General features: G+C 72.2%; 19 protein-coding genes, 2 tRNA genes and 4 pseudogenes. 20 read left to right on the plus strand and 5 right to left on the minus strand.

Features of this window, described 5'->3' with window-relative positions:
• Positions 1-37: 37 nt before the first annotated feature.
• Complete coding sequence (locus tag ACQ614_RS30175) at positions 38-607, minus strand: CGNR zinc finger domain-containing protein (protein WP_431682033.1); 570 nt, start codon at positions 605-607, stop codon at positions 38-40.
• Positions 608-890: 283 nt separating this feature from the next.
• The gene (locus ACQ614_RS30180) at positions 891-1304 is read right to left on the minus strand and encodes an SsgA family sporulation/cell division regulator (RefSeq protein ID WP_030268554.1); all 414 of its coding nucleotides are present in this window, start codon (positions 1302-1304) and stop codon (positions 891-893) included.
• A gap of 243 nt (positions 1305-1547) precedes the next feature.
• Here ACQ614_RS30180 and ACQ614_RS30185 point away from each other — a divergent pair, with 243 nt between their 5' ends.
• The 3 genes from ACQ614_RS30185 to ACQ614_RS30195 all read left to right on the plus strand — a co-directional run bounded on the left by ACQ614_RS30185 (position 1548) and on the right by ACQ614_RS30195 (position 2371).
• On the plus strand, positions 1548-1967 hold the full coding sequence (locus ACQ614_RS30185) for a TIGR02611 family protein (RefSeq protein ID WP_431684063.1): 420 nt from the start codon (positions 1548-1550) through the stop codon (positions 1965-1967).
• Positions 1968-2021: 54 nt separating this feature from the next.
• Positions 2022-2093: transfer RNA gene (locus ACQ614_RS30190), tRNA-Val, on the plus strand.
• A 206-nt stretch (positions 2094-2299) separates the two neighbouring features.
• A tRNA-Val gene (locus tag ACQ614_RS30195) sits at positions 2300-2371 on the plus strand.
• 73 nt (positions 2372-2444) lie between these two features.
• Here the strand turns inward: ACQ614_RS30195 and ACQ614_RS30200 are convergent.
• Entirely contained in the window at positions 2445-3218 is a 774-nt protein-coding gene (locus ACQ614_RS30200; protein WP_431682034.1) for a 3'-5' exonuclease, read from the minus strand.
• Positions 3219-3520: 302 nt separating this feature from the next.
• Here ACQ614_RS30200 and thrS point away from each other — a divergent pair, with 302 nt between their 5' ends.
• Both thrS and ACQ614_RS30210 read left to right on the plus strand, forming a co-directional pair.
• The gene (thrS, locus tag ACQ614_RS30205; RefSeq protein ID WP_431682036.1) at positions 3521-5500 is read left to right on the plus strand and encodes a threonine--tRNA ligase; all 1980 of its coding nucleotides are present in this window, start codon (positions 3521-3523) and stop codon (positions 5498-5500) included.
• A gap of 73 nt (positions 5501-5573) precedes the next feature.
• The gene (locus ACQ614_RS30210; protein ID WP_363496078.1) at positions 5574-6134 is read left to right on the plus strand and encodes an HIT family protein; all 561 of its coding nucleotides are present in this window, start codon (positions 5574-5576) and stop codon (positions 6132-6134) included.
• 70 nt (positions 6135-6204) lie between these two features.
• On the opposite strand, the gene ACQ614_RS30215 is transcribed toward ACQ614_RS30210, so the two are convergent.
• On the minus strand, positions 6205-7845 hold the full coding sequence (locus ACQ614_RS30215) for a hypothetical protein (RefSeq protein ID WP_431682037.1): 1641 nt from the start codon (positions 7843-7845) through the stop codon (positions 6205-6207).
• Between the two features lie 204 nt (positions 7846-8049).
• Here ACQ614_RS30215 and ACQ614_RS30220 point away from each other — a divergent pair, with 204 nt between their 5' ends.
• A complete protein-coding gene (locus ACQ614_RS30220; RefSeq protein ID WP_431682040.1) occupies positions 8050-8511 on the plus strand; it encodes a thiol-disulfide oxidoreductase DCC family protein in 462 nt (153 codons plus the stop codon).
• 34 nt (positions 8512-8545) lie between these two features.
• Here the strand turns inward: ACQ614_RS30220 and ACQ614_RS30225 are convergent, their stop codons facing one another.
• Complete coding sequence (locus tag ACQ614_RS30225) at positions 8546-10588, minus strand: elongation factor G (protein WP_431682042.1); 2043 nt, start codon at positions 10586-10588, stop codon at positions 8546-8548.
• Between the two features lie 259 nt (positions 10589-10847).
• Between ACQ614_RS30225 and pgsA the strand changes: the two genes are divergently transcribed.
• The 14 genes and pseudogenes from pgsA (at position 10848) to secF (ending at position 22335) form a co-directional block, all read left to right on the plus strand.
• The gene (pgsA, locus tag ACQ614_RS30230) at positions 10848-11507 is read left to right on the plus strand and encodes a phosphatidylinositol phosphate synthase (protein WP_431682044.1); all 660 of its coding nucleotides are present in this window, start codon (positions 10848-10850) and stop codon (positions 11505-11507) included.
• Positions 11504-12430 carry a phosphatidylinositol mannoside acyltransferase gene (locus tag ACQ614_RS30235; protein WP_431682046.1) on the plus strand — a complete coding sequence of 309 codons (927 nt, stop codon included), beginning with the start codon at positions 11504-11506 and terminating at the stop codon, positions 12428-12430. The genes pgsA and ACQ614_RS30235 overlap by 4 nt, the downstream gene beginning before the upstream one ends.
• Positions 12427-13633: pseudogene (locus tag ACQ614_RS30240) on the plus strand (glycosyltransferase family 4 protein). Before ACQ614_RS30235 ends, ACQ614_RS30240 begins: the two are co-directional and overlap by 4 nt.
• Before the next feature lie 26 nt (positions 13634-13659).
• On the plus strand, positions 13660-14004 hold the full coding sequence (locus ACQ614_RS30245) for a 5-carboxymethyl-2-hydroxymuconate Delta-isomerase (protein WP_431682049.1): 345 nt from the start codon (positions 13660-13662) through the stop codon (positions 14002-14004).
• 56 nt (positions 14005-14060) lie between these two features.
• Positions 14061-14429: pseudogene (locus tag ACQ614_RS30250) on the plus strand (hypothetical protein); the annotation flags it as partial.
• A 31-nt stretch (positions 14430-14460) separates the two neighbouring features.
• On the plus strand, positions 14461-15336 hold the full coding sequence (gene pdxS, locus ACQ614_RS30255) for a pyridoxal 5'-phosphate synthase lyase subunit PdxS (RefSeq protein WP_431684064.1): 876 nt from the start codon (positions 14461-14463) through the stop codon (positions 15334-15336).
• A 7-nt stretch (positions 15337-15343) separates the two neighbouring features.
• Positions 15344-15918, plus strand: a pseudogene (gene pdxT / locus ACQ614_RS30260) (pyridoxal 5'-phosphate synthase glutaminase subunit PdxT); the annotation flags it as partial.
• A gap of 28 nt (positions 15919-15946) precedes the next feature.
• Positions 15947-16234: pseudogene (locus ACQ614_RS30265) on the plus strand (YebC/PmpR family DNA-binding transcriptional regulator); the annotation flags it as partial.
• Between the two features lie 138 nt (positions 16235-16372).
• Positions 16373-16942, plus strand: a complete 570-nt coding sequence (ruvC, locus tag ACQ614_RS30270) for a crossover junction endodeoxyribonuclease RuvC (RefSeq protein WP_431682050.1) — start codon at positions 16373-16375, stop codon at positions 16940-16942.
• A complete protein-coding gene (gene ruvA, locus ACQ614_RS30275) occupies positions 16939-17550 on the plus strand; it encodes a Holliday junction branch migration protein RuvA (protein ID WP_363496112.1) in 612 nt (203 codons plus the stop codon). The genes ruvC and ruvA overlap by 4 nt, the downstream gene beginning before the upstream one ends.
• A 79-nt stretch (positions 17551-17629) precedes the next feature.
• Positions 17630-18718, plus strand: a complete 1089-nt coding sequence (ruvB, locus tag ACQ614_RS30280) for a Holliday junction branch migration DNA helicase RuvB (protein WP_363496115.1) — start codon at positions 17630-17632, stop codon at positions 18716-18718.
• Positions 18719-18893: 175 nt separating this feature from the next.
• Positions 18894-19277 (plus strand): preprotein translocase subunit YajC, encoded by a 384-nt coding sequence (yajC, locus tag ACQ614_RS30285; protein WP_431682053.1) that lies wholly within the window; start codon positions 18894-18896, stop codon positions 19275-19277.
• Positions 19278-19421: 144 nt separating this feature from the next.
• A complete protein-coding gene (gene secD, locus ACQ614_RS30290; RefSeq protein ID WP_431682054.1) occupies positions 19422-21233 on the plus strand; it encodes a protein translocase subunit SecD in 1812 nt (603 codons plus the stop codon).
• A gap of 4 nt (positions 21234-21237) precedes the next feature.
• Entirely contained in the window at positions 21238-22335 is a 1098-nt protein-coding gene (gene secF, locus ACQ614_RS30295) for a protein translocase subunit SecF (protein WP_431682056.1), read from the plus strand.
• Positions 22336-22347 lie beyond the last annotated feature (12 nt).

Genomic DNA, 22347 nt, shown 5'->3' on the forward strand with positions numbered 1-22347 from the left:
CATCCGGCGGACGGCCGGTGTTCCGTCCGGTGGCCGGTCAGCCCGTCGTGACGGCCTCCGCCGAGCGCTGCCGGGCCCGGTACGCGGCGACGTGCAGCCGGTTGCCGCAGGTACGGCTGTCGCAGTAGCGGCGCGAGCGGTTGCGGGAGAGGTCGACGAAGACGCGCTCGCAGTCCGGCGCCTCGCAGCGGCGCAGCCGCTCCCGCTCGCCGGCCATCACGATGAAGGCCAGCGCCATGCCGAGCTCGGCCGCGAGGTGGTCGCCGATCGCCGCGTGCGGGGCGAAGTAGTGGATGTGCCAGTCGTGGTGGTCGTGGTTGGTCAGCCGCGGCGTCGTGCCGGCCGCTGCGACCACGGCGTTCACCAGCTCGGCGGCCTCCTCGGTGGAGCGGGCCGAGAACACCTCGCGCAGTCGGCCGCGCAGCGCCTGGACGGCGGCGAGGTCGGCGCCGGTCAGCGAGTCGACCTCGCTGATCTCCTGCTTCACCACGAAGGCGTCGAGGGCGGCCGTGTCCGGCAGCTGCTCCGAGCCGCACGCCTCGGGGGCGGTGTTGAGCAGCTCGACCAGAATGCTCAGCGCGCACTCGGTGTCATGGGTGATCAGCACGTGGGGCTCCTCGCGCGGCGGGGGCGCACCGGCCCCTCGTCGGTCGTCACCCGCGACTCTACCGGGCTGCGGCGCCCGAGCGAAGGAAAGCGCCCGGCAGTACGGCCGGCCACCCGGTGAGGGATGGCCGGCCGTACTGCCGGGCGCCACCACCGCCGGGTCCGGAACGGACCGGCGGTGACCCCGAGGCCGCCTGGTGTGCGTGGCGGCGTGTGCGACCGTGCCCCCGAGTAGGACGGACGCAGTGGGCGTGCCTCGCCGAGGCGGACCCGCCTCGGCGCGGTCAGCTTTCGGCGAGGATGTGGGACAGCTCCCGATCGAGGTCGAAGTGACGGTGTTCGGTGCCGGGCGGCACGGCGGCGTCGGTGCGCTTGAGGAACGACTCGAGCGCCCGCGCCGGGGCTTCCAGCAGGGCTTCTCCTTCCGGAGAGCTCAGGGCGATGCAGACGACCCCCTGACCGTGGCTGCGCGAGGGCCACACCCGCACGTCGCCGGTTCCGGTCGGTCGGTGCAGCCCCTCCGCGAGGAGATCACGGGCGAACACCCACTCGACGGTCTCGTCGGCACCGGTGTGGAAGGTGGCGTGCACGGCATAGGGGTCCGAGGTGTCGTAGCGCAGGCCCGCGGGGACGGGCAGGGAGGACTCGCTGGACACGATGAGGCGCAGGTGCAGCTCGCAGCTGACCGTGGTGTTCATAAGCGCCAGGGCCTTTCGCTCAGTGTGCGCTCGGGGAATCGCACGTCGGCGAACGGACCATCCCACCCGAAAGCCCGGTGTAAACCCGTCTGTCCCGATTCAACGCCGAGTCGTACCCCTTCCGGCGCATTGCGGAATCGCCGGAGGCGGGGCGTCGGGCCCCGTACCGGTGGGTATCTCGGGTACTTTTCCCGCATGGCTGTACGAAACGACAATCCTGACCGGGTCGAGGACGGGGCACCCATGGCGTCGGACGGCGGCGAGGGCGGGGACGGTGACCGGCAGGACGGGGGCCGGCCGCTCGGCTCGCGGGCGCCGGAGTTCATCAAGCGGTACCGGGCGCTGCACCTCAGCTGGCAGGTGGTGATCTTCCTCATCGGCCTGGCCGTGGTCGGGCTCGGCGTGGTGATGCTGCCGCTCCCCGGGCCGGGCTGGGTGGTCATCTTCCTGGGCATGGGCATCTGGGCGACCGAGTTCGTCTGGGCCCAGCTGGTGCTGCGCTGGACGCGGCGCAAGGTGACCGAGGCCGCCGAGCGGGCGCTGGACCCGAAGGTGCGCCGCCGCAACATCACGCTGACCGTGATCGGCCTGGTGGTGATCGGCGCGCTGCTGGGCTGGTACCTGTGGCAGTACGGGCTGGTGCTGCCGTGGAAGCTGCACTGACCGGGAGGGTGTTCGGAGCACCCCCGCGGATGGGGTAATGTTTTCCCTGCACCCGGGCGATTAGCTCAGCGGGAGAGCACTTCGTTCACACCGAAGGGGTCACTGGTTCGATCCCAGTATCGCCCACCGGAATGCATTGCACGACGTAAGGCCCAGACCATTTCCGGTCCGGGCCTTATGTTGTTTTCCGATGATTTCCGAACAGTTCCGACTGTCTGACGGTTAATCACCGAAGCTGCGGTGGAGGCGATCTGGGGGAGCGTCGGGCGGGCCCGGCCGGGAACCGATTAGGGAGCCCGGCCGCAGGGGTGGTACTGTTCTTCTCGTTGCCCGGGCGATTAGCTCAGCGGGAGAGCACTTCGTTCACACCGAAGGGGTCACTGGTTCGATCCCAGTATCGCCCACCGAGCAGCAGGCCCCGGCCGCCAAGTGCGGCCGGGGCCTCTGTCGTTGTCGGGGCGTCGGGCGGGCCTCGGCTCAGGCCGCGGCCTCGCAGCTGTGCTCCGCGGAGAGCCGGCGGCCGCAGCCGCAGCGGGCCGGGCGCAGCGGCCACGAGGTGTCGACCTGCTCGGTGGCGCCCTCCCGGTCGAACCAGTTCTGCAGTCCGCGGGCCTGCGCGGCGTGCCAGACCGCCTGGCGCAGGTGGAGCTCGCCGGTGCTCATCGCGCCGAGCCGCTCCGGGTACCGGGCGCCGAGCGCGCGGACCAGGTCGAGGGCGGCCGTCGCGTCCGCTGCCGCCTCGTGCGCACCGGTGAGCCGGACCCCGTAGTGTGCGCACAGGTCGGTGAGGGTGCGGCGCCCCTTGCGGTAGCGGTCCACGTGCTTGTCGAGCACCCGCGGGTCCAGCACAAGGAGTTCGGTGCCGGCCAGGCCGGCAACCAGCGAACTGCCGTGGTGCCGGCGCAGCTCGCGGTCGAGCAGGGTCAGGTCGTACGGAGCGTTCATCACCACCAGCGGGACGCCGGCCAGGGCCTGCTCGGCCAGTGCCCGGGCTATTTCGGCGACCACCGTGCGGGCCGGGCGGCCGTGCAGCCGGACCTGCTCGTCGCTGATGCCGTGCACCGCACGGGCGCCGTCGGGGATCGGAACTCCGGGGTCGGCCAGCCAGGTTGTGGTGGCCGGAGCCGTGCCGGCGGCGGACTGCAGGACCAGCGCGGCGGACACGATCCGGTCGTGCTCCACGTCAACGCCGGTGGTCTCGGTGTCGAACGATGCGATCGGGCCCTCGTACCAGGGTCGGAAGTGCTGCATGACTGCCCCTCAAGTGCCGCCGGGGTGTTGCCCGGCGCGCCGCCGAGGACCGGGGGCGCGCCGGGCTCTGCCCTGGTGATACCGCACTTGACGGCCGCTCAACCGCAGGCCGGGGCACTCCCGCGGCAGCCGGGGCGGCACAGGGTCGGCAGAACTGCGGCAGAAGGGTCCGCCCGGGGCCGGACGGGCCGGTGGGGCGGCCGCGGCACGGGGGAGAGAGCGGTGCGCACCGTACCTGAAGGTCTCGGTACCATCGAGGGACGCAGCAGAGTGCTGCGGACCACAGATGTCAGGAGAGACCGGTGACCGACGTCCGGATCATCATCAACCGCGAACCCGATCGGGAAGAGCGCGTGGTGACCACGGGCACCACGGCCGCCGACCTGTTCTCCGACGACCGCACGGTCATCGCCGCCCGCGTCGGCGGCCAGCTGAAGGACCTCGCGTACGCCGTGCAGGACGGCGACGAGGTCGAGCCGGTCGAGATCTCCAGCAAGGACGGCCTCGACATCCTGCGGCACTCCACCGCGCACGTGATGGCGCAGGCCGTGCAGCAGCTCTTCCCGGAGGCCAAGCTCGGCATCGGCCCGCCGGTCAAGGACGGCTTCTACTACGACTTCGACGTCGAGAAGCCCTTCCACCCCGATGACCTCAAGGCCATCGAGAAGAAGATGCAGGAGATCATCAAGCGCGGGCAGAAGTTCTCCCGCCGCGTGGTCTCCGACGACGCCGCCCGCGAGGAGCTGGCCGCCGAGCCGTACAAGCTGGAGCTGATCGGCCTCAAGGGCTCCGCCGCCACCGCAGGCGAGGGCGCCGACGTCGAGGTCGGCGCCGGCGAGCTGACCATCTACGACAACCTGGACGCCAAGTCCGGCGAGCAGTGCTGGGGCGACCTCTGCCGCGGCCCGCACCTGCCGAGCACCCGGTACATCCCGGCCTTCAAGCTGATGCGCAACGCGGCCGCCTACTGGCGCGGCAGCGAGAAGAACCCGATGCTGCAGCGCATCTACGGCACCGCCTGGCCGAGCAAGGACGAACTGAAGGCGCACCTCGACTTCCTGGTGGAGGCCGAGAAGCGCGACCACCGCAAGCTCGGCAACGAGCTCGACCTGTTCTCCATCCCGGAGCAGATCGGCTCCGGCCTCGCCGTCTTCCACCCCAAGGGCGGCATCATCCGCCGGGCCATGGAGGACTACTCGCGCCGCCGGCACGAGGAGGAGGGCTACGAGTTCGTCTACACCCCGCACGCCACCAAGGGGAAGCTGTTCGAGACCAGCGGCCACCTGGACTGGTACGCCGACGGCATGTACCCCCCCATGCAGCTCGACGAGGGCGTGGACTACTACCTCAAGCCCATGAACTGCCCGATGCACAACCTGATCTTCGACGCGCGCGGCCGGTCCTACCGCGAACTGCCGCTGCGCCTGTTCGAGTTCGGCACGGTGTACCGGTACGAGAAGTCCGGCGTGGTGCACGGCCTGACCCGCGCCCGCGGCTTCACCCAGGACGACGCGCACATCTACTGCACCCGCGAGCAGATGGCGGACGAGCTCGACTCGACCCTCACCTTCGTGCTCAACCTGCTGCGCGACTACGGCCTGACCGACTTCTACCTGGAGCTGTCCACCAAGGACCCGGAGAAGTACGTCGGCGCGGACGAGACCTGGGAGGAGGCCACCGCCGTCCTCGCGAGCGTGGCCGAGAAGCAGGGCCTGCCGCTCGTCCCGGACCCGGGCGGCGCGGCCTTCTACGGCCCCAAGATCTCCGTCCAGGCCAAGGACGCCATCGGCCGCACCTGGCAGATGTCGACCATCCAGCTCGACTTCAACCTGCCGGAGCGGTTCGACCTCGAGTACACCGCGGCGGACGGCTCGCGCCAGCGCCCGGTGATGATCCACCGCGCCCTGTTCGGCTCGATCGAGCGCTTCTTCGCGGTGCTGCTGGAGCACTACGCCGGTGCCATGCCGCCGTGGCTGGCCCCGGTCACCGTGACCGGCATCCCGATCACCGACGAGCACGTGCCGTACCTGCTGGACGTCGCGGCCGAGCTGAAGAAGCACGGCATCCGGGTCGAGGTGGACACCTCCGACGACCGCATGCAGAAGAAGATCCGCAACGCGCAGAAGCAGAAGGTCCCCTTCATGCTGATCGCGGGCAACGACGACGTCGAGGCGGGCGCGGTGTCCTTCCGCTACCGCGACGGCGAGCAGAAGAACGGCGTGCCGGTCGCCGACGCGGTCGCCGAGATCGTGGACGCGGTCCAGCGCCGCATCCAGGTCTGACCTCGGACGCAACGGGCCGGGGCGGTCCGCACGGACCTGCCCCGGCCTGTTCGTCTCCCCTGTCGGGACGCATATGCTGATCGGCATGACGAGTGAGCCCGAACTGCAGCGGGGCGTGGGGGAGCCGGACGGCTTCCGCCGCCTGTGGACCCCCCATCGGATGGCCTACATCCAGGGTGAGAACAAGCCCACCGGCCCGTCCCCGGACGACGGCTGCCCGTTCTGCAGCATCCCGAAGCTCACCGACGAGGAGGGCCTGGTCATCGCCCGCGGCACCGCCGTCTTCGCGGTGCTCAACCTCTACCCGTACAACGGCGGCCACCTGATGGTGGTCCCGTACCGGCACGTCGCCGACTACACCGACCTCGACGAGGCCGAGACGGCGGAGCTGGCCGTCTTCACCAAGCACGCGATGACGGCCCTGCGGGCCGCCTCCGGTGCGCACGGCTTCAACATCGGCATGAACCAGGGCGCCGCAGCCGGCGCCGGCATCGCCGCCCACCTGCACCAGCACGTGGTGCCGCGCTGGGGCGGCGACACCAACTTCATGCCGGTGGTCGGCCACACCAAGGTGCTGCCGCAACTGCTCGCCGACACCCGCAAGATGCTCGCCGACGCCTGGCCGCAGGGCTAGAACCCGTCGGGCAGTGCAGAAGGGGCGCGGATCTCCGCGCCCCTTCTGCACTGCCCGACGGCCACCGGTGTCAGCCGGCGTCGTAGGCGTCCGCCTTGAACGGGCGGACGGCCTGGTTCTCCGAGCGGCTGATGTTGGAGCGGTTGGTGAAGCGCTCCACGTCCACGTCGTGGTCGGCGAGGAACTCGATCGTGGTGGCCTGCACCGCGTTGAAGATCGGCTGGGCGCTGTACAGCACCGCGTCGCTCTTGGCGCGGCTCGCCCAGGTCGGGTCCGCCCAGGCCTGGCGCAGGCAGAACGGCTCCGGCAGGGTGAGCGAGCCGCCGAGCCAGTTCAGCAGACCGGGGATGCGGTGGAACGGCGCCCGGACCGCCTGCCGGACCACCTCGTCGTCGTCCACCAGCGGCAGGATGATCGTCTTCTCCTCCCAGAACTTGCCGGTCTTCGGGACGTTCTGCTCCTTGGGCTTGGGCTTGGTGGTGAACAGCCCGTTGAGCGGCCCGAGGGCGTGCCCGTAGACCGAGACCCGGAGGTTGCGGCCCAGCACGGTGATCTTGACCATGACGGTCGCGACCACCTGGCCGTTGTGCATCACCAGCTGCGCGACCACGCTGCTGTCGGTGTCCGTGCCGATGGTCTGCCGGTTGGCGATCTGCTGGATGCCGAAGTCCCGCATCCGGTAGCCGTCCATCTCTGGGGTGGACGGGCGGGCGATCTCGTCCGCACCCTCCGGGATGTCCTGCACCACCCAGTGGTGCACGGCGACGTGCGGCATGGTGCCGCCCGGCACCTCGCTCGCCGCCACCGAACCGAGCCGCTCGGCGATCTTGCGGGCGAGGTCCCAGCGGTGGAAGGTCCGGAAGTCCGCATGGCCCTCGGCCGGCCGCAGGTCCTCGTTCATCTCCACCGCGATCCACCGGGCACCCGCACCGAGCACACCCTTGCGGCCCGCGTAGTGGTGGATGTTGGTCTCCTGCTCGGCCGTCAGCCGCTCCAGGCTGGCCCGCAGGTCGGTGGCCTTGCGGTCGAGGTCGTCCCGCGGGACGGCCTGCGGCACCGTCGCCGCCACCGCGCCGCCGTCCAGCAGCGCCTGCCAGCGCGCCCGCAGGTCGATCGTGCTGCGCAGGCAGATCCGCTTGGCGACGAACCAGCCGACCACCGGCGCGAGCATCATCAGCCGGAAGTACAGCGACCAGGGGCCGCCGACCGGCGGACGGATCGCGAACAGCAGGGCGAGCCCGCAGGCCGCCAGCAGCGCCAGCGTGCCGTAGAAGCCCTCCCTGGCGGGGTGGGTCTTCTTCAGCTGCGCCCGCACCTGGAAGGCGGCCAGCCAGATCAGCGCACCGGGCAGGAAGAGCAGCCCGCAGACGACGGTGACCAGGGCGAGCTGGCGGTCCCGGGCGTTGCGGAGCTCGTTCGCGGCCAGGCAGTGCTCGACCACCATGCGGACGTCCGTGCCGTGCGACGGCACCAGCGGATTCCGCTTGGCGGGCAGCGTGCGGTCGATCACGGCCCGGCTGAACGCCTCGCCGACGCTCGGCCGGAACAGCTCGAAGCGGCCGTCCTTGAGCTTGGCGCCGAGCTTCTCCCCGAGCTCGCGGAAACTGCCGTCGCGGTAGGCGGCGGAGGAGAGCGCCGAGGTGACGGCGGTCTGCGGGCCGACGTCCGTGCGGGGTATCTGCGCACCCGGGGTCATGTCGAGCTGGGTCACGGCGGCTGCCCCTCCTCCCCTGGATCTCCCCTTGTCAGCCGCAGGTTATCGCGCCGTCGGCCGCCCGTGGGCATGATCGTCTGAACCGGCGTCAGCAGGTTGACGCCGTTTACCGTGCCGGGATCATGCCCACTTCGCGGCCGGTTCGATCCTCCGGGGTGTCGGGCGCGCCGGGGTGGGCCGCGGGTGCGGGAGGATCGGGGCATGTCCGAGTTCATCGCGCGCGACCCGGTGCTGGTCTACGACGGGGACTGCGCCTTCTGCACCAGCTGTGTGACCTGGGCCGAACGCTACCCGCGGGCGAGCCTGTCCTCGGCCGGCTGGGAGGCCGTGCCGTACCAGTTCGCGGACCTCGCGGCGCTGGACGCCCGGGTCGGCGGGCGGGGTCTGGTCACCGAGGAGCGGGCCGGCCGGGAGGTGCTGTGGGTCACCCCCGGCGGCCGGGTGTACGGAGGGGCACAGGCGGTCGCACGGCTGCTGATGCGCTCCGGCGGCGCCTGGGCGTACGCGGGCGCAGTGCTCGCGCTGCCCCCGGTCAGGCCGCTCGCCGAAGCCGCCTACCGCTGGGTCGCCCGCAACCGGCGCGCCCTGCCGGGCGGGACACCCGCCTGCGCGATGCCGCGGCGGCGGCAGAGCCAGGACGCGGTAGCCCGGGGGCGACGGTAGCCACAGGTGCCCCACGCGCCCCCGGCTTGTCCTTCTACGAGGCGTGTTCGTAGCGGGCGGCGAGGTTGGGGGGCATCGGGGCGTGCCGCAGGTAGCTGCGGGAGAACTGGCCGGTGCCGTGCGAGAGGGAGCGCAACTCGACGGGGTAGCGGACCAGTTCGAGTTCGGGCACCTCGGCGCGGACCAGGCTGAGGCCGGGCCCGCCGGGTTCGGTGCCGAGCACGTGGCCGCGCCGTGCGGAGAGGTCGCTGAGCACGGCGCCCTGGTACTCGTCGGGCAGCAGCACCTGGACCTCGTCGACCGGCTCCAGGAGTTGGATGCGGCCGTTGGCGGCGGCCTCGCGCAGCGCCAGTGCGCCCGCGGTCTGGAAGGCCGCGTCGGAGGAGTCCACCGAGTGCGCCTTGCCGTCGGTGAGGGTGACCCGCACGTCGACCATCGGGTAGCCGGCGAGCACGCCGTGGGCGAGCTGGGCACGTACGCCCTTCTCCACCGAGGGGATGAAGTTGCGCGGCACCGCGCCGCCGACCACCTTGTCGACGAACTCGAAGCCGCCGCCCGGCAGCGGTTCGACGGTCAGGTCGCAGATCGCGTACTGGCCGTGCCCGCCGGACTGCTTGACGTGCCGGCCATGGCCGGTGGCGCTGGCGGCGAAGGTCTCGCGGAGGGCGACCCGGTAGTCCACCGTGTCGACGTGCACGCCGTAGCGGCTGCGCAGCCGGTCGAGGACGACGGCCTGGTGCGCCTCGCCGGTGCACCAGAGGACCAACTGGTGGGTGTCCGGGTTCTGTTCGACGCGCAGGGCCGGGTCCTGGGCGGTGAGGCGGCCGAGGGTCTGGGCGAGCTTGTCCTCGTCGGCCTTGCTGTGGGCCTCGACGGCGGCGGGCAGCAGGGCCTCGGGCTGCGGCCATGGTTCGAGGGCCTCGGTGCCCTCGGTGAGGGTGTCGCCGGTGCGGGCGCCGGTCAGTTTGGCCAGGCAGACCAGGTCGCCGGGCAGGGCGTGCGGGACGGGCCGCTGCTGCTTGCCGAACGGACAGCTCAGGCCGGAGACCTTCTCGTCCGCACCGCCGGGCACGTGCAGGGTGGTGTCCGGCCGCAGGGTGCCGGAGAACACCCGGGCGAGGCTGAGCCGGCCCACGTACGGGTCCTCGCCGGTGTGCACGACCTGGGCGGTCAGCGGGGCGTCCGGGTCGCAGGGGGGCATGTCGTCGGCGCGGTCGAGCGGGGAGGGGAAGACCGCGGCGATCAGGTCGAGGAGTTCGGCGGCGCCGGGGGCGGTGCCGGTGGGGTCGGCCGGGGGAGCGGTGGCGAGCACCGGGTGGACGGCGCCGGCCAGGAACTCGCGGCGCAGCGCGTCGCCCAGCGAGGCGGCGTCCAGCTCCTCGCCGGCGACGTACCGCTCCAGCAGGGCGTCGTCCTCGCCGGCGATGGCCTCCACCAGGTGGCTGCGGTCCTCCTCGATGCCGGGGATGTCGCCGGGCTCGCCGTAGGTGCGGCCGGTGAGCAGTTCGACCGAGCCGAGCAGCCGGCCGTCCCGCAGGGCGCTGTCGTGGAGTTGCAGCACGGTGTCGGGGTGGCCCTCGCCGAGGGCATCCTGCAGGGTGGCGAGCACCTCGTCGAGGTGGACGCGGACGGCGTTGAGGTGGGTCAGCACGATCGCGGTCGGCAGGTTGCGGAGCCGGACCTCGCGCCACAGCGCCAGGGTGGGCGCGGAGACCGGGTCGGTGGCGGACACCACCAGCAGGGCGGCCTCGGCGGCGCGCAGCGCGGCCTGCATCTCGCCGGCGAAGTCGGCGTAGCCGGGGGCGTCCAGCAGGTTGATCTTGCAGTCCTGCCAGGCGAGCGGGACCAGGGCGAGCTGCACGGAGCGCTGCTGCTGGTGCTCGATCTCCTCGTGGTCGGCGACCGTGGTGCCGTCCGGGACGCTGCCGGCCCGGGTGACGGCGCCTGCGGTCAGCGCAAGGGACTCGGTGAGGGTGGTCTTGCCGGCTCCGGTGCCGCCGAGGAGGACGACGTTGCGGAGCCGGTCGGGTCGTTCGACGGTGGGGGCCGCGGTGTGGGTGGCTGCTCGGTCCGCCATGGCTGCTCTCCTGCTGTTCGCGGGTGGCTGCGGCGCGCTCGCGCGGGTCACAAGCGGTGCTCACGGGCCCGGCGGCGGTGCCGCGGGGCCGTGCGTGGTGGGCCGGTCGGGCCGGCGGGCTGCTCGGGGGCGTGGGGCGGCGGAGCCCCGCGATCAGCGTGGATACCATTGTCCGGCCGGGCGGGCCGATCCGCTCGGCCGCCCGGCGGCACAGGGGCCGCGGGCGGAGACCGGTGGGATCGGAGCGGTCGGGAAGGCCATGCTCAACAAATACGCGCGTGCCTTCTTCACACGTGTTCTGACGCCGTTCGCCGCGATGCTGCTGCGCTGGGGCGTCAGCCCCGACGCGGTGACGCTGATCGGCACGGCCGGCTCGGTGGCGGGCGCCCTGGTGTTCTTCCCCCGCGGGGAGTTCTTCTGGGGCACGATCATCATCACCCTCTTCATCTTCTCCGACCTGGTCGACGGCAACATGGCCCGCCAGGCCGGGCGCTCCTCGAAGTGGGGAGCGTTCCTGGACTCCACGCTGGACCGGGTCGCCGACGCGGCGATCTTCGGCGGTCTGGCGATGTGGTACGCGGGCACCGGGAACAACGACCTGCTCTGCGCCGTTGCGGTGTTCTGCCTGGCAAGCGGCCAGGTGGTGTCGTACACCAAGGCCCGTGGTGAGAGCCTGGGCTTCCCGGTGAACGTCTCAGGGCTGGTCGAGCGGGCCGAGCGGCTGGTGATCAGCCTGGTCGCGGCCGGTCTGGCGGGGCTCCACGCGTTCGGCCTGCCGTACGTGGAGTGGCTGCTGCCGTTCGCCCTGTGGGTGGTCGCGGCGGGCAGCCTGGTGACGGTGATGCAGCGCATCCTGACGGTGCGGCGGGAGGCCCAGGAGGCCGACCGGGAGACGGCGGGAGTCGAGGGGGCGGCGTGAAGGACCGGTTGGTCGACTGGCTGTACGCGCTCGGCTGGGCGGTGGTGAAGCACCTGCCCGAGCGGGCGGCGCGCGCCCTGTTCATGCGGATCGCGGACAAGGTCTGGCGCGGGCGCGGCAAGGGGGTGCTGCAGCTGGAGGCCAACCTGCGGCGGGTGCACCCCGAGGCGGACGAGGCACGGCTGCGCGAGCTGTCCCGGGCCGGCATGCGCTCGTACATGCGGTACTGGATGGAGTCGTTCCGGCTGCCCACCTGGAGCCTGCAGCGGATCGCCGACGCGATGTCGGTCAAGGGCCTGGAGCAGCTCGACGAGGCGATGTCGGCCGGCCGCGGGGCGGTCCTCGCGCTGCCGCACATGGGCAACTGGGACCTGGCCGGCGCCTGGATCGCCTCGGCCGGCGGCCACCCCTTCACCACGGTCGCCGAGCGGCTGAAGCCGGAGTCGCTGTTCGACCGGTTCGTGGCCTACCGCGAGGGCCTGGGCATGGAGGTGCTGGCGCTGACCGGCTCCGACGTGTCGGTGATCGGCACCCTCGCCCGGCGGCTGCGCCAGGGCAAGCTGGTCTGCCTGCTCGGCGACCGCGACCTGTCCGCGGCCGGCCAGCAGGTCGACTTCTTCGGCGAGCCGACCCGGATGCCGGCCGGCCCGGCCGCGCTGGCGCTGCGCACCGGCGCCGCGCTCTTCCCGGTGACGCTCTGGTACGACGGCCCGGTGATGCGGGCCGAGATCCACCCGGAGATCGTCCCGCCCGCCGAGGGCGAGCAGCGCGAGCGCACCGCGGTGATGGTGCAGGCGCTGGCCGACGTGTGGGCGCAGGGCATCCGGGAGCACGCGGAGGACTGGCACATGCTGCAGAAGCTGTGGCTGGCCGACCTCGGCACCGATCGGGCGGCACAGGCGGGCGAGGGGGCACGGAGTTGAGGATCGGCATCGTCTGTCCGTACGACTGGGACGTTCCCGGCGGCGTGCAGTTCCACATCCGCGACCTCGCGGAGCACCTGATCGCGCGGGGCCACGAGGTGTCGGTGCTGGCGCCGGCCGAGGACGAGTCGGCGCTGCCGCCGTACGTCGTCTCGGCGGGCCGCGCGGTCGCCGTGCCCTACAACGGCTCGGTGGCGCGGCTCAGCTTCGGCATCCTGTCGGCGGCCCGGGTGCGGCGCTGGCTGCACGACGGGCGCTTCGACATCCTGCACGTGCACGAGCCGTCCTCGCCGAGCCTGTCGATGCTGGCCGCCTGGTCGGCGTCCGGGCCGATGGTCGGCACCTTCCACACCTCCAACCCGCGCTCGCGGGCGATGATCGCGGCCTCGCCGATCCTGCAGCCGGGCCTGGAGAAGATGTCCGCCCGGATCGCGGTCAGCGAGTACGCCCGGCGCACCCTGGTGGAACACCTCGGCGGCGACGCGGTGGTCATCCCCAACGGCGTGGACGTGCGCTTCTTCGCCGACGCCGAGCCCGACCCGCGCTGGCATCATCCCGGAGGCGCGGAGCGACAACACCGCCGGCACCGACTCGGCGGCGACGATCGGCTTCATCGGCCGGATCAACGAGCCGCGCAAGGGCCTGCCGACGCTGCTCGCGGCGCTGCCGCGGATCCTCGAGGAGCGGCCGGGCACCCGGCTGCTGGTGGCCGGCAAGGGCGACCGCGAGGAGGCCGTGGAGGGTCTGGCCCCCGAGGTGCGGGCGCAGGTCGAGTTCCTCGGCATGGTCAGCGACGAGGAGAAGGCCAGGCTGCTGCGCAGCGTCGACCTGTACGTGGCGCCCAACACCGGCGGCGAGAGCTTCGGCATCATCCTGGTCGAGGCGATGTCGGCCGGCGCCCCGGTGCTGGCGAGCGACCTGGACGCGTTCCGGCAGGTGCTGGACGGCGGCCGGGCGGGCGAGCTGTTCCCGGTGGAGGACGCCGACGGACTGGCCGCCGCCGCGGTGAAGCTGCTCGGCGACCCGGCGCGGCTGCTGGAGCTGCGCGAGGCCGCCTCCCGGCACGTCCGCCGATTCGACTGGGAGACGGTCGGCGCGGACATCCTGTCGGTGTACGAGACGGTCACCGACGGCATGCCGCCGGTGGCCGAGGACGAACGGGTGGGCTGGCGGGAGCGCTTCGGCCTCGCCGCCCGGGACTGACCACGGACCAGGAAAGAGGGGCCCTCGTGCCGCAGATCTCCGTCGACCACTCCCCGAGCCTCGGCTTCGACCGGCGGGCCTTCGCAGCGGAGCTGCACCCGCTGGTGGCCGCCCTGATCGGCACCACGGTGGAGGCGTGCAAGACCCGGTTCCGCCCGGCGGAGGAGACCTTCGTCGGCGACGGCGACCCGGGGCGCGCCACGGTGTACCTGGAGCTGAAGATCCTCGCCGGGCGCAGCCCGGAGACCCGGACGGAGCTCAGCGAGGCGGTGCTCGACCTGCTGAAGCGGCACGTCGACGCCGGGCCGGTGCACCTGGCCGTCAACGTCGTGGAGCTGGACGGCGCCGTCTACCGCGCGGCCGCCCTGTAGCCTGACCGGCCGTGACTACCTGGATCTGGGCCGCCCTGGCCGTCGTGCTGTTCGCGATGTATCTGAGCTGGACGGCGGGGCGGCTGGACCGCCTGCACGCGCGGATCGACGCGGCTCGGGCCTCGCTCGACGCCCAGCTGGTGCGCCGGGCCTCGGTGGCGCAGGAGCTGGCCACCTCCTCGCTGCTCGACCCGGCCGCCTCGCTGCTGCTGTACGAGGCCTCGCACGCCGCGCGGCAGGCCGAGGACGAGCACCGCGAGGTGGCGGAGAGCGAGCTGAGCCTGGCGCTGCGCGCGGTGTTCGCCGAGCCGGAGCAGGTCGCGGTGCTGCTGGAGGCGCCGGGCGGCAAGGAGGCCGTGACGGATCTCACGGCCGCGGTGCGCCGGGTGCCGATGGCGCGGCGCTTCCACAACGACGCGGTGCGCCACCACCCCCGTCACCGCAGACCAGCCGCAGATCGGCACCGCCCGGGTCAAGCGCGGCATGGCCGAGCAGCTCAAGGGCGGTGTGATCATGGACGTGGTCAACGCCGAGCAGGCGAAGATCGCCGAGGACGCCGGTGCCGTCGCGGTCATGGCCCTGGAGCGCGTGCCCGCCGACATCCGCAAGGACGGCGGCGTGGCCCGGATGTCCGACCCGAACATGATCGAGGAGATCATCTCCGCGGTCTCCATCCCGGTCATGGCCAAGTCCCGCATCGGCCACTTCGTCGAGGCCCAGGTCCTCCAGTCGCTCGGTGTCGACTACATCGACGAGTCCGAGGTCCTCACCCCGGCCGACGAGGTCAACCACTCCGACAAGTGGGCCTTCACCACCCCCTTCGTCTGCGGCGCCACCAACCTCGGCGAGGCCCTGCGCCGCATCGCCGAGGGCGCGGCCATGATCCGCTCCAAGGGCGAGGCCGGCACCGGCAACGTCGTCGAGGCCGTCCGCCACCTGCGCCAGATCAAGAACGAGATCGCCAAGCTGCGCGGCTTCGACAACAACGAGCTGTACGCCGCCGCCAAGGAGCTCCGCGCCCCGTACGAGCTGGTCAAGGAGGTCGCCGAGCTCGGCAAGCTGCCCGTCGTGCTGTTCTCCGCCGGCGGTGTCGCCACCCCGGCCGACGCCGCGCTGATGCGCCAGCTCGGCGCCGAGGGCGTCTTCGTCGGCTCCGGCATCTTCAAGTCCGGCGACCCGGCCAAGCGCGCCGCCGCGATCGTCAAGGCCACCACCTTCTTCGACGACCCGAAGATCATCGCCGACGCCTCCCGCAACCTCGGCGAGGCCATGGTCGGCATCAACTGCGACACCCTGCCCGACGCCGAGCGCTACGCCAACCGCGGCTGGTGACGCCACCGTGAGCGCACCCCCGATCATCGGCGTGCTCGCCCTGCAGGGCGACGTCCGCGAACACCTCGTCCGCGCTCTGATCGCGCTGGCCGCCGCCGACGCGGTCGCCCGCCCGGTGCGCCGGGCCGAGGAGCTGACCGAGATCGACGGCCTGATCATCCCCGGCGGCGAATCCACCACCATGTCCAAGCTGGCACTGCTCTTCGGCGTCATGGACCCGCTGCGGGCCGGGTGGCCGACGGCATGCCGGTCTACGGCACCTGCGCCGGCATGATCATGCTGGCCGACAAGATCCTCGACGGGCGGGACGACCAGGAGACCGTCGGCGGCATCGACATGACCGTGCGCCGCAACGCCTTCGGCCGGCAGAACGAGTCCTTCGAGGCGGCCGTCGACTTCGCCGGCGTCGCCGGCGGCCCGGTGGAGGGCGTCTTCATCCGCGCACCATGGGTGGAATCGGTCGGCACCAATGTCGAGGTCCTCTCACAGCTCGGCGACGGAACGATCATCGCCGTGCGCCACGGCAACCTGCTCGCGACCTCGTTCCACCCCGAACTCACCGGCGATCACCGGGTCCACGCACGGCGTGGACGAGGACAAGCTGTTCGAGGTCGTCCTCGACCACGGCGCCGAGGAGGTCAACGACCTCGGCGAGTCCTACGAGATCATCTCCGAGGCCACCGACCTGGTCGCCGTCCGCACCTCGCTGGTCGACGCCGGCATCGACTACGACTCGGCCGAGGCCAACTTCGTGCCCAGCGTGCAGGTCGAGCTGGACGCCGACGGCGCCCGCAAGATCTTCAAGCTGATCGACGCCCTCGAGGACAGTGACGACGTGCAGAACGTCTTCGCCAACTTCGACGTCTCCGACGAGATCATGGCCGAGCTCGACGCCTGATCCCGCCGCTCCTCCGCCGCCCGGCAGTCCCGCGACTGCCGGGCGGCGGCGTGTTCGGGTGCGGTGGCGCGGGCGTTGTCGGTGCCGCCCGGTACCCTGCGGGGGATCACGGGTGACGAGACGAAGACGGGGTGCGGAGTGCGGGTACTGGGCGTGGACCCGGGGCTGACCAGGTGCGGCGTCGGCGTGGTCGAGGGTGCCCCCGGCCGGCCGCTGCGGATGGTCGGCGTCGGCGTGGTGCGCACCCCCGCCGACGCGGAGATCGGCGTGCGGCTGCTGCAGATAGAGCAGGGCCTGGAGCAGTGGCTGGACGAGCACACGCCCGACCTGGTCGCCGTCGAGCGGGTCTTCGCCCAGCACAACGTCCGCACCGTGATGGGCACCGCCCAGGCCAGCGCGGTCGCCATGCTCTGTGCCACCCGCCGCGGCATCCCCGTCACCCTGCACACCCCGAGCGAGGTCAAGGCGGCCGTCACCGGCTCGGGCCGCGCCGACAAGGCGCAGGTCACCGCCATGGTGCAGCGCCTGCTCCGGCTGGACGCCCCGCCCAAGCCGGCGGACGCGGCGGACGCCCTGGCCCTCGCTATCTGCCACATCTGGCGCGGCGGTGCCCAGGGCCGGATCGCCGCCGCACTCGCCAAGGCCGCACCCGCGCCCGCCGCGCCCCCGGCCCGCCGTCCCGCCGCACGTCAGGAGTACCGCCGATGATCGCCTTCGTCCAGGGCCCGGTGGCCCACATCGCGGCCGGCACGGCCGTCGTCGAGGTCGGCGGGGTCGGCATGGCGGTTCAGTGCACCCCCAACACCCTGGCCGGGCTGCGGCTCGGCGAGAGCGCCCGGCTCGCCACCTCGCTGGTCGTCCGGGAGGACTCGCTGACCCTGTACGGTTTCGCCGACGACGACGAGCGGGGCCTGTTCGAGATCCTGCAGGCCGCGCCCGGGGTCGGCCCACGGCTCGCCCAGGCGATGCTCGCCGTGCACAGCCCGGACGCACTGCGCGCCGCGGTCGCCGGCGGCGACGAGAAGGCCCTGATCGCCGTCCCCGGCATCGGCAAGGCCAAGGCGGCCAAACTGCTGCTGGAGTACAAGGACAAGCTGGGCGCCCCGCTCGGCACGGTTCCCGCGCAGAAGCCCGCCGCGGCCGGCCCGGCCCCGTGGCACGAGCAGCTGCACGCCGCGCTGGTCGGCCTGGGCTACGCTCCCCGCGAGGCCGACGAGGCCGTGGCCGCGGTCGCCCCCGAGGCCGAGGCCCAGGCCGTCCCGGACATCGGCGCCCTGCTCCGGGCCGCCCTGCGCGGCCTGAACCGGGCCCGCTGACCGGGGCAGCCGCATCCCGACCGCCGACGCTTTGACCATCTGACGACCAGTCGTCATGTCGACATTGGAGCCAGTCCCGATGAGCCCGTACGACACCGACCCCGCCGACCGCCCGGGCGCCGACCGGCTGGTCGGCGCGGCCGCCGACGGCGAGGACCAGGCGGTCGAGGCGGCACTGCGCCCCAAGCTGCTCGAGGAGTTCATCGGCCAGGAGCGCGTCCGCGAACAGCTCTCCCTGGTGCTGCAGGCCGCCCGCCAGCGCGGCACCGCCCCCGACCACGTGCTGCTCAGCGGCCCGCCCGGGCTCGGCAAGACCACCCTGTCGATGATCATCGCCGCCGAGCTCGGCGCCCCGATCCGGATCACCTCCGGCCCCGCCATCCAGCACGCCGGCGACCTCGCCGCCATCCTCTCCTCGCTGAGCGAGGGCGAGGTGCTGTTCCTCGACGAGATCCACCGGATGTCCCGGCCCGCCGAGGAGATGCTCTACATGGCGATGGAGGACTTCCGGGTCGACGTCATCGTCGGCAAGGGCCCCGGCGCCACCGCCATCCCGCTGGAGCTGCCCCCGTTCACCCTGGTCGGCGCCACCACCCGGGCCGGCCTGCTGCCCCCGCCGCTGCGCGACCGCTTCGGCTTCACCGGCCACATGGAGTTCTACGCCCCGGCCGAGCTGCAGCGCGTCGTCCACCGCTCAGCCACCCTGCTCGACGTCGACATCGACCCGCACGGCGCCGCCGAGATCGCCGGCCGCTCCCGCGGCACCCCGCGCATCGCCAACCGCCTGCTGCGCCGCGTCCGCGACTACGCGCAGGTCAGGCACGACGGCCGGGTCAGCAGGGAGATCGCCGCGCAGGCCCTGGCCGTGTACGAGGTCGACGCCCGCGGCCTGGACAGGCTGGACCGCGCGGTGCTGGACGCGCTGCTGCGGCTGTTCGGCGGCGGCCCGGTCGGCCTGTCCACCCTGGCCGTCGCGGTGGGGGAGGAGGCCGAGACGGTCGAGGAGGTCGCCGAGCCGTTCCTCGTCCGGGAGGGCCTGCTCGCCCGCACCCCGCGCGGCCGGATCGCCACCGCCGCCGCCTGGCGGCACCTCGGGATGGCGCCTCCCGCGCAGGCCGGCGGCGTGAAGACGACGGACCAGGCGGTTTTGTTCCCGGACGGCCTGTAACCGACAGCCGAAAAACGGGGGCATGCCAAGGGTCGCCACTTTCGGCGGCACACTGGCATGCTTGGCGTTGTCCGTACAGTGCGGGTCGCCTAGACTCCGCCGGACCGCCCCTCTCGACCGACGGGCCGACGTATACCAGGCCGCCGGGCGAGGCGGCCCGCAAAGGACCCTGGCTGTGGCTAATCTCATCATCCTCATCCTCCCGATCGTCGCGATCTTCCTGATGTTCCGCTCGCAGAAGAAGCGGCAGCAGCAGCAGGCGTCGATGCAGGCGACCCTCCAGCCGGGCGCCGGCGTGCGGACGATCGGCGGTATGTACGCCCAGGTCAAGGCGGTGAACGACGAGACCGTCGAGCTCGAGATCGCCCCGGGCGTGGTGACCTACTACACCAAGGGCGCCATCGCCGCCGTCCTCGAGCCGCTCGAGTACGACGCGATCATCAACGGCCGCCCCGCCGACGAGGAGCCGATCGAGGCCGAGGACGCCGACAAGCCCCTCAGCCTCGCCAAGGACTCGGACGGCGCCCCCGCCGACGGCGAGACCCCCGAGACCAAGTAGTACGGTCGGGCTCACTCAGGCCGTGCGGCACCCGGCCGCCGGCCCACATGACCTCAGGGCCGCCCTGCGCCGCCGTCCTCCGTCCCGCCACGCGCCGGACCGGGGCGCGGCCCGCGGCGGCATGGACAGGGAGAAACGAGCAAGGTGGCAACACCCAAGTCGCGCCAGCGCGACGGCTACCCGGGGCGGGCGCTGGCCCTGATCCTGGTGGTCGCCGTCGGCCTGGTCGCCCTCATGTTCTGGACGGGCGACAAGACGCCCCGTCTCGGAATCGACCTCGCCGGTGGCACCAGTGTCACCCTGACCGCGAAGTCGGATGACAAGGCCGCGATCAACAAGTCCAACATGGACATCGCGACCGGCATCATCCAGAAGCGCGTCAACGGTATGGGCGTCTCCGAGGCGGAGGTCCAGACCCAGGGCGACAGCAACATCATCGTCAACATCCCCAATGGCGGTGACAAGCAGGCGGCGATCGAGCAGATCGGCACGACTGCCAAGCTCTACTTCCGTCCCGTGGTCGCGCTCGCGCCCACCGGCGTCGACCCCTCGGCGCTGAACACCGGCTCGCCCTCGCCGTCCGGCTCCGCGAGCCCGTCCGCCGGCTCCTCGGCGGCCGCGGCCGGCACCTCGGCCAGCCCGTCCGCCAAGCCGTCCGCGAGCGCCAGCGCCAGCAAGGCCGGCCGCGCCGTCAGCGACGCGCTGAAGGCCGACCCGACCGCCTCGGCCTCGCCGTCCGCCACCGCCTCCGGCTCGGCCGCCGCCGCCCCGAGCGGCAGCGCGACCCCGTCCGCGCCGACCAGCCTGAGCCCCGAGCAGCTGACCGCCGCGCTCACCCAGGGCACCGTCCCCGCCGACGTCCAGCAGCAGTTCGCCGCGCTGGACTGCTCCAAGCCGGAGCAGCGCAAGGACTACCAGACCGACCCCAAGAAGAACGCGGTCGGCTGCTCCTACGACAAGGAGCAGGGCGTCTGGTACAAGTTCGCGCTCGGCCCGGTCGCCGTGAACGGCTCCGACGTCTCCAAGGCGCAGGCCCTCTACGACACCCAGCGCGCCGGCGGCTGGCAGGTCGACCTGTCGTTCAACGACACCGGCTCCAAGGCCTTCGCGAGCACCACCGGCACCCTCGCCACCCAGGCCTCCCCGGCCAACCAGTTCGCCATCGTCCTGGACGGCAAGGTGGTCTCCCACCCGTACGTCAGCCAGTCGATCACCGGCGGCTCGGCCACCATCTCCGGCAGCTTCACCCAGGACGACGCCAAGGGCCTCGCCAACGTGCTGAGCTACGGCGCGCTGCCGCTGACCTTCGACATGAGCGACGTCACCACCGTCTCCCCGCAGCTCGGCGGCGACCAGCTGCAGGCCGGCCTGATCGCCGGTGCGATCGGCCTCGTCCTGGTGGTCGTCTACTCGCTGGTCTACTACCGCGGCCTCGGCCTGGTCTCCATCGGCGGTCTGGTCGTCTCGGCGATCCTCACCTACGCGATCATGTGCCTGCTCGGCAGCAGCATCGGCTTCGCGCTGAACCTGCCGGCCGTCTGCGGCGCCATCGTCGCCATCGGCATCACCGCGGACTCCTTCATCGTCTACTTCGAGCGCATCCGCGACGAGGTCCGCGACGGCGCCCCGCTGCGCCCGGCGGTCCAGCGCGCCTGGCCGCGCGCCCGCCGCACCATCCTGGTCTCCGACTTCGTGTCGTTCCTGTGTGCCGCGGTGCTGTACATCGTCTCGGTCGGCAAGGTCCAGGGCTTCGCGTTCACGCTCGGCCTGACCACGCTGCTCGACATCGTGGTGATCTTCCTGTTCACCAAGCCGCTGATCACCCTGCTGGCCCGGCGGAAGTTCTTCGCGAACGGCCACCCCTGGTCCGGTCTCGACCCCAAGCGGCTCGGCGCCCGCCCGCCGATCCGCGGCAGCCGTCGCCGTTCCTCCGCCAACGCCCCCAAGGAGGCCTGACGCCATGTCCCTTCGGAACATCGGCCACCGGCTCTACCAGGGCGAGGTCAGCTTCGACTTCGTCGGCAAGCGCAAGATCTGGTACTCCATCTCGGGCGTCATCGTCCTCGTCGCGGCGATCGGCCTGGCGATGGGCCTGCACCTGGGCATCGAGTTCAAGGGCGGCTCGGTCTACACCGTCGAGAAGGCCGGCCTGTCGGTCTCCCAGGCGCAGGACGCCGCCAACAAGATCGCCGGTGACACCACCCCGCAGGTCCAGAAGACCGGCGACGGCAAGATCCGCATCCAGGTCAGCTCCGAGGAGAAGATCAGCGGCCCGGCGTTCTCCCAGGAGCTCTCCAAGGAGATCGGCGTCCCCACCAAGGACATCGACGCCCAGGTGATCGGTCCCTCCTGGGGCCAGCAGATCTCCCAGAAGGCGCTGCTCGGCCTGATCGTGTTCATGGTGCTGGTCACCGTGTACCTCGCGATCGCCTTCGAGTGGCGGATGGCGCTGGCCGCCCTGGTCGCGCTGATCCACGACCTCCTGATCACCATCGGCGTGTACGCCCTGGTGGGCTTCGAGGTCACCCCCGGTACGGTGATCGGCTTCCTGACGATCCTCGGCTACTCGCTCTACGACACGGTCGTCGTCTTCGACACCGTGAAGGAGAACACCCGGGGTATCACCAAGCAGAACAAGCGCACCTACAGCGAGGCCGCCAACCACGGCCTCAACCAGACCCTGGTGCGTTCGATCAACACCACCGTGGTCGCCCTGCTCCCGGTCGCCGCCCTGCTGTTCATCGGCGGCGGCATGCTCGGCGCCGGCACGCTGAACGACATCTCGCTCGCGCTGTTCATCGGTCTGGCGGCCGGCGCTTACTCGTCGATCTGCGTCGCCACCCCGCTGCTCGCGCAGCTCAAGGAGCAGACCCCGGAGATGCGGGCGCTCGCCAAGCGCGTCGCCCAGCGCCGCGCCGCCGACGCCAAGGCCGCGGAGTCCGCCGACGCGCCGCAGGGCGCCGAGGACGGCGACGAGGTCCCGGCCGGCATGGTCGGCCAGCGCAACCAGCCGGTCGGCCGCTCGCGCTCCAAGGGCCGTCCGTCCGGCAAGCGCTGACCGGACGCGACC

The organism is Kitasatospora dryopteridis (genome assembly GCF_050749075.1).
Taxonomy (GTDB): domain Bacteria; phylum Actinomycetota; class Actinomycetes; order Streptomycetales; family Streptomycetaceae; genus Kitasatospora.

Excerpts from the sequence above, each read along its gene's own strand:
- pgsA (WP_431682044.1), top strand. The coding sequence starts at position 10,848 with ATGCTCAACAAATACGCGCGTGCCTTCTTCACACGTGTTCTGACGCCG.
- ruvB (WP_363496115.1), top strand. The coding sequence starts at position 17,630 with ATGAGCCCGTACGACACCGACCCCGCCGACCGCCCGGGCGCCGACCGG.
- ACQ614_RS30180 (WP_030268554.1), bottom strand. The coding sequence starts at position 1,304 with ATGAACACCACGGTCAGCTGCGAGCTGCACCTGCGCCTCATCGTGTCC.
- ruvA (WP_363496112.1), top strand. The coding sequence starts at position 16,939 with ATGATCGCCTTCGTCCAGGGCCCGGTGGCCCACATCGCGGCCGGCACG.
- ACQ614_RS30220 (WP_431682040.1), top strand. The coding sequence starts at position 8,050 with ATGTCCGAGTTCATCGCGCGCGACCCGGTGCTGGTCTACGACGGGGAC.
- ACQ614_RS30210 (WP_363496078.1), top strand. The coding sequence starts at position 5,574 with ATGCTGATCGGCATGACGAGTGAGCCCGAACTGCAGCGGGGCGTGGGG.
- ACQ614_RS30200 (WP_431682034.1), bottom strand. The coding sequence starts at position 3,218 with ATGCAGCACTTCCGACCCTGGTACGAGGGCCCGATCGCATCGTTCGAC.
- ACQ614_RS30185 (WP_431684063.1), top strand. The coding sequence starts at position 1,548 with ATGGCGTCGGACGGCGGCGAGGGCGGGGACGGTGACCGGCAGGACGGG.
- secF (WP_431682056.1), top strand. The coding sequence starts at position 21,238 with ATGTCCCTTCGGAACATCGGCCACCGGCTCTACCAGGGCGAGGTCAGC.
- ACQ614_RS30225 (WP_431682042.1), bottom strand. The coding sequence starts at position 10,588 with ATGGCGGACCGAGCAGCCACCCACACCGCGGCCCCCACCGTCGAACGA.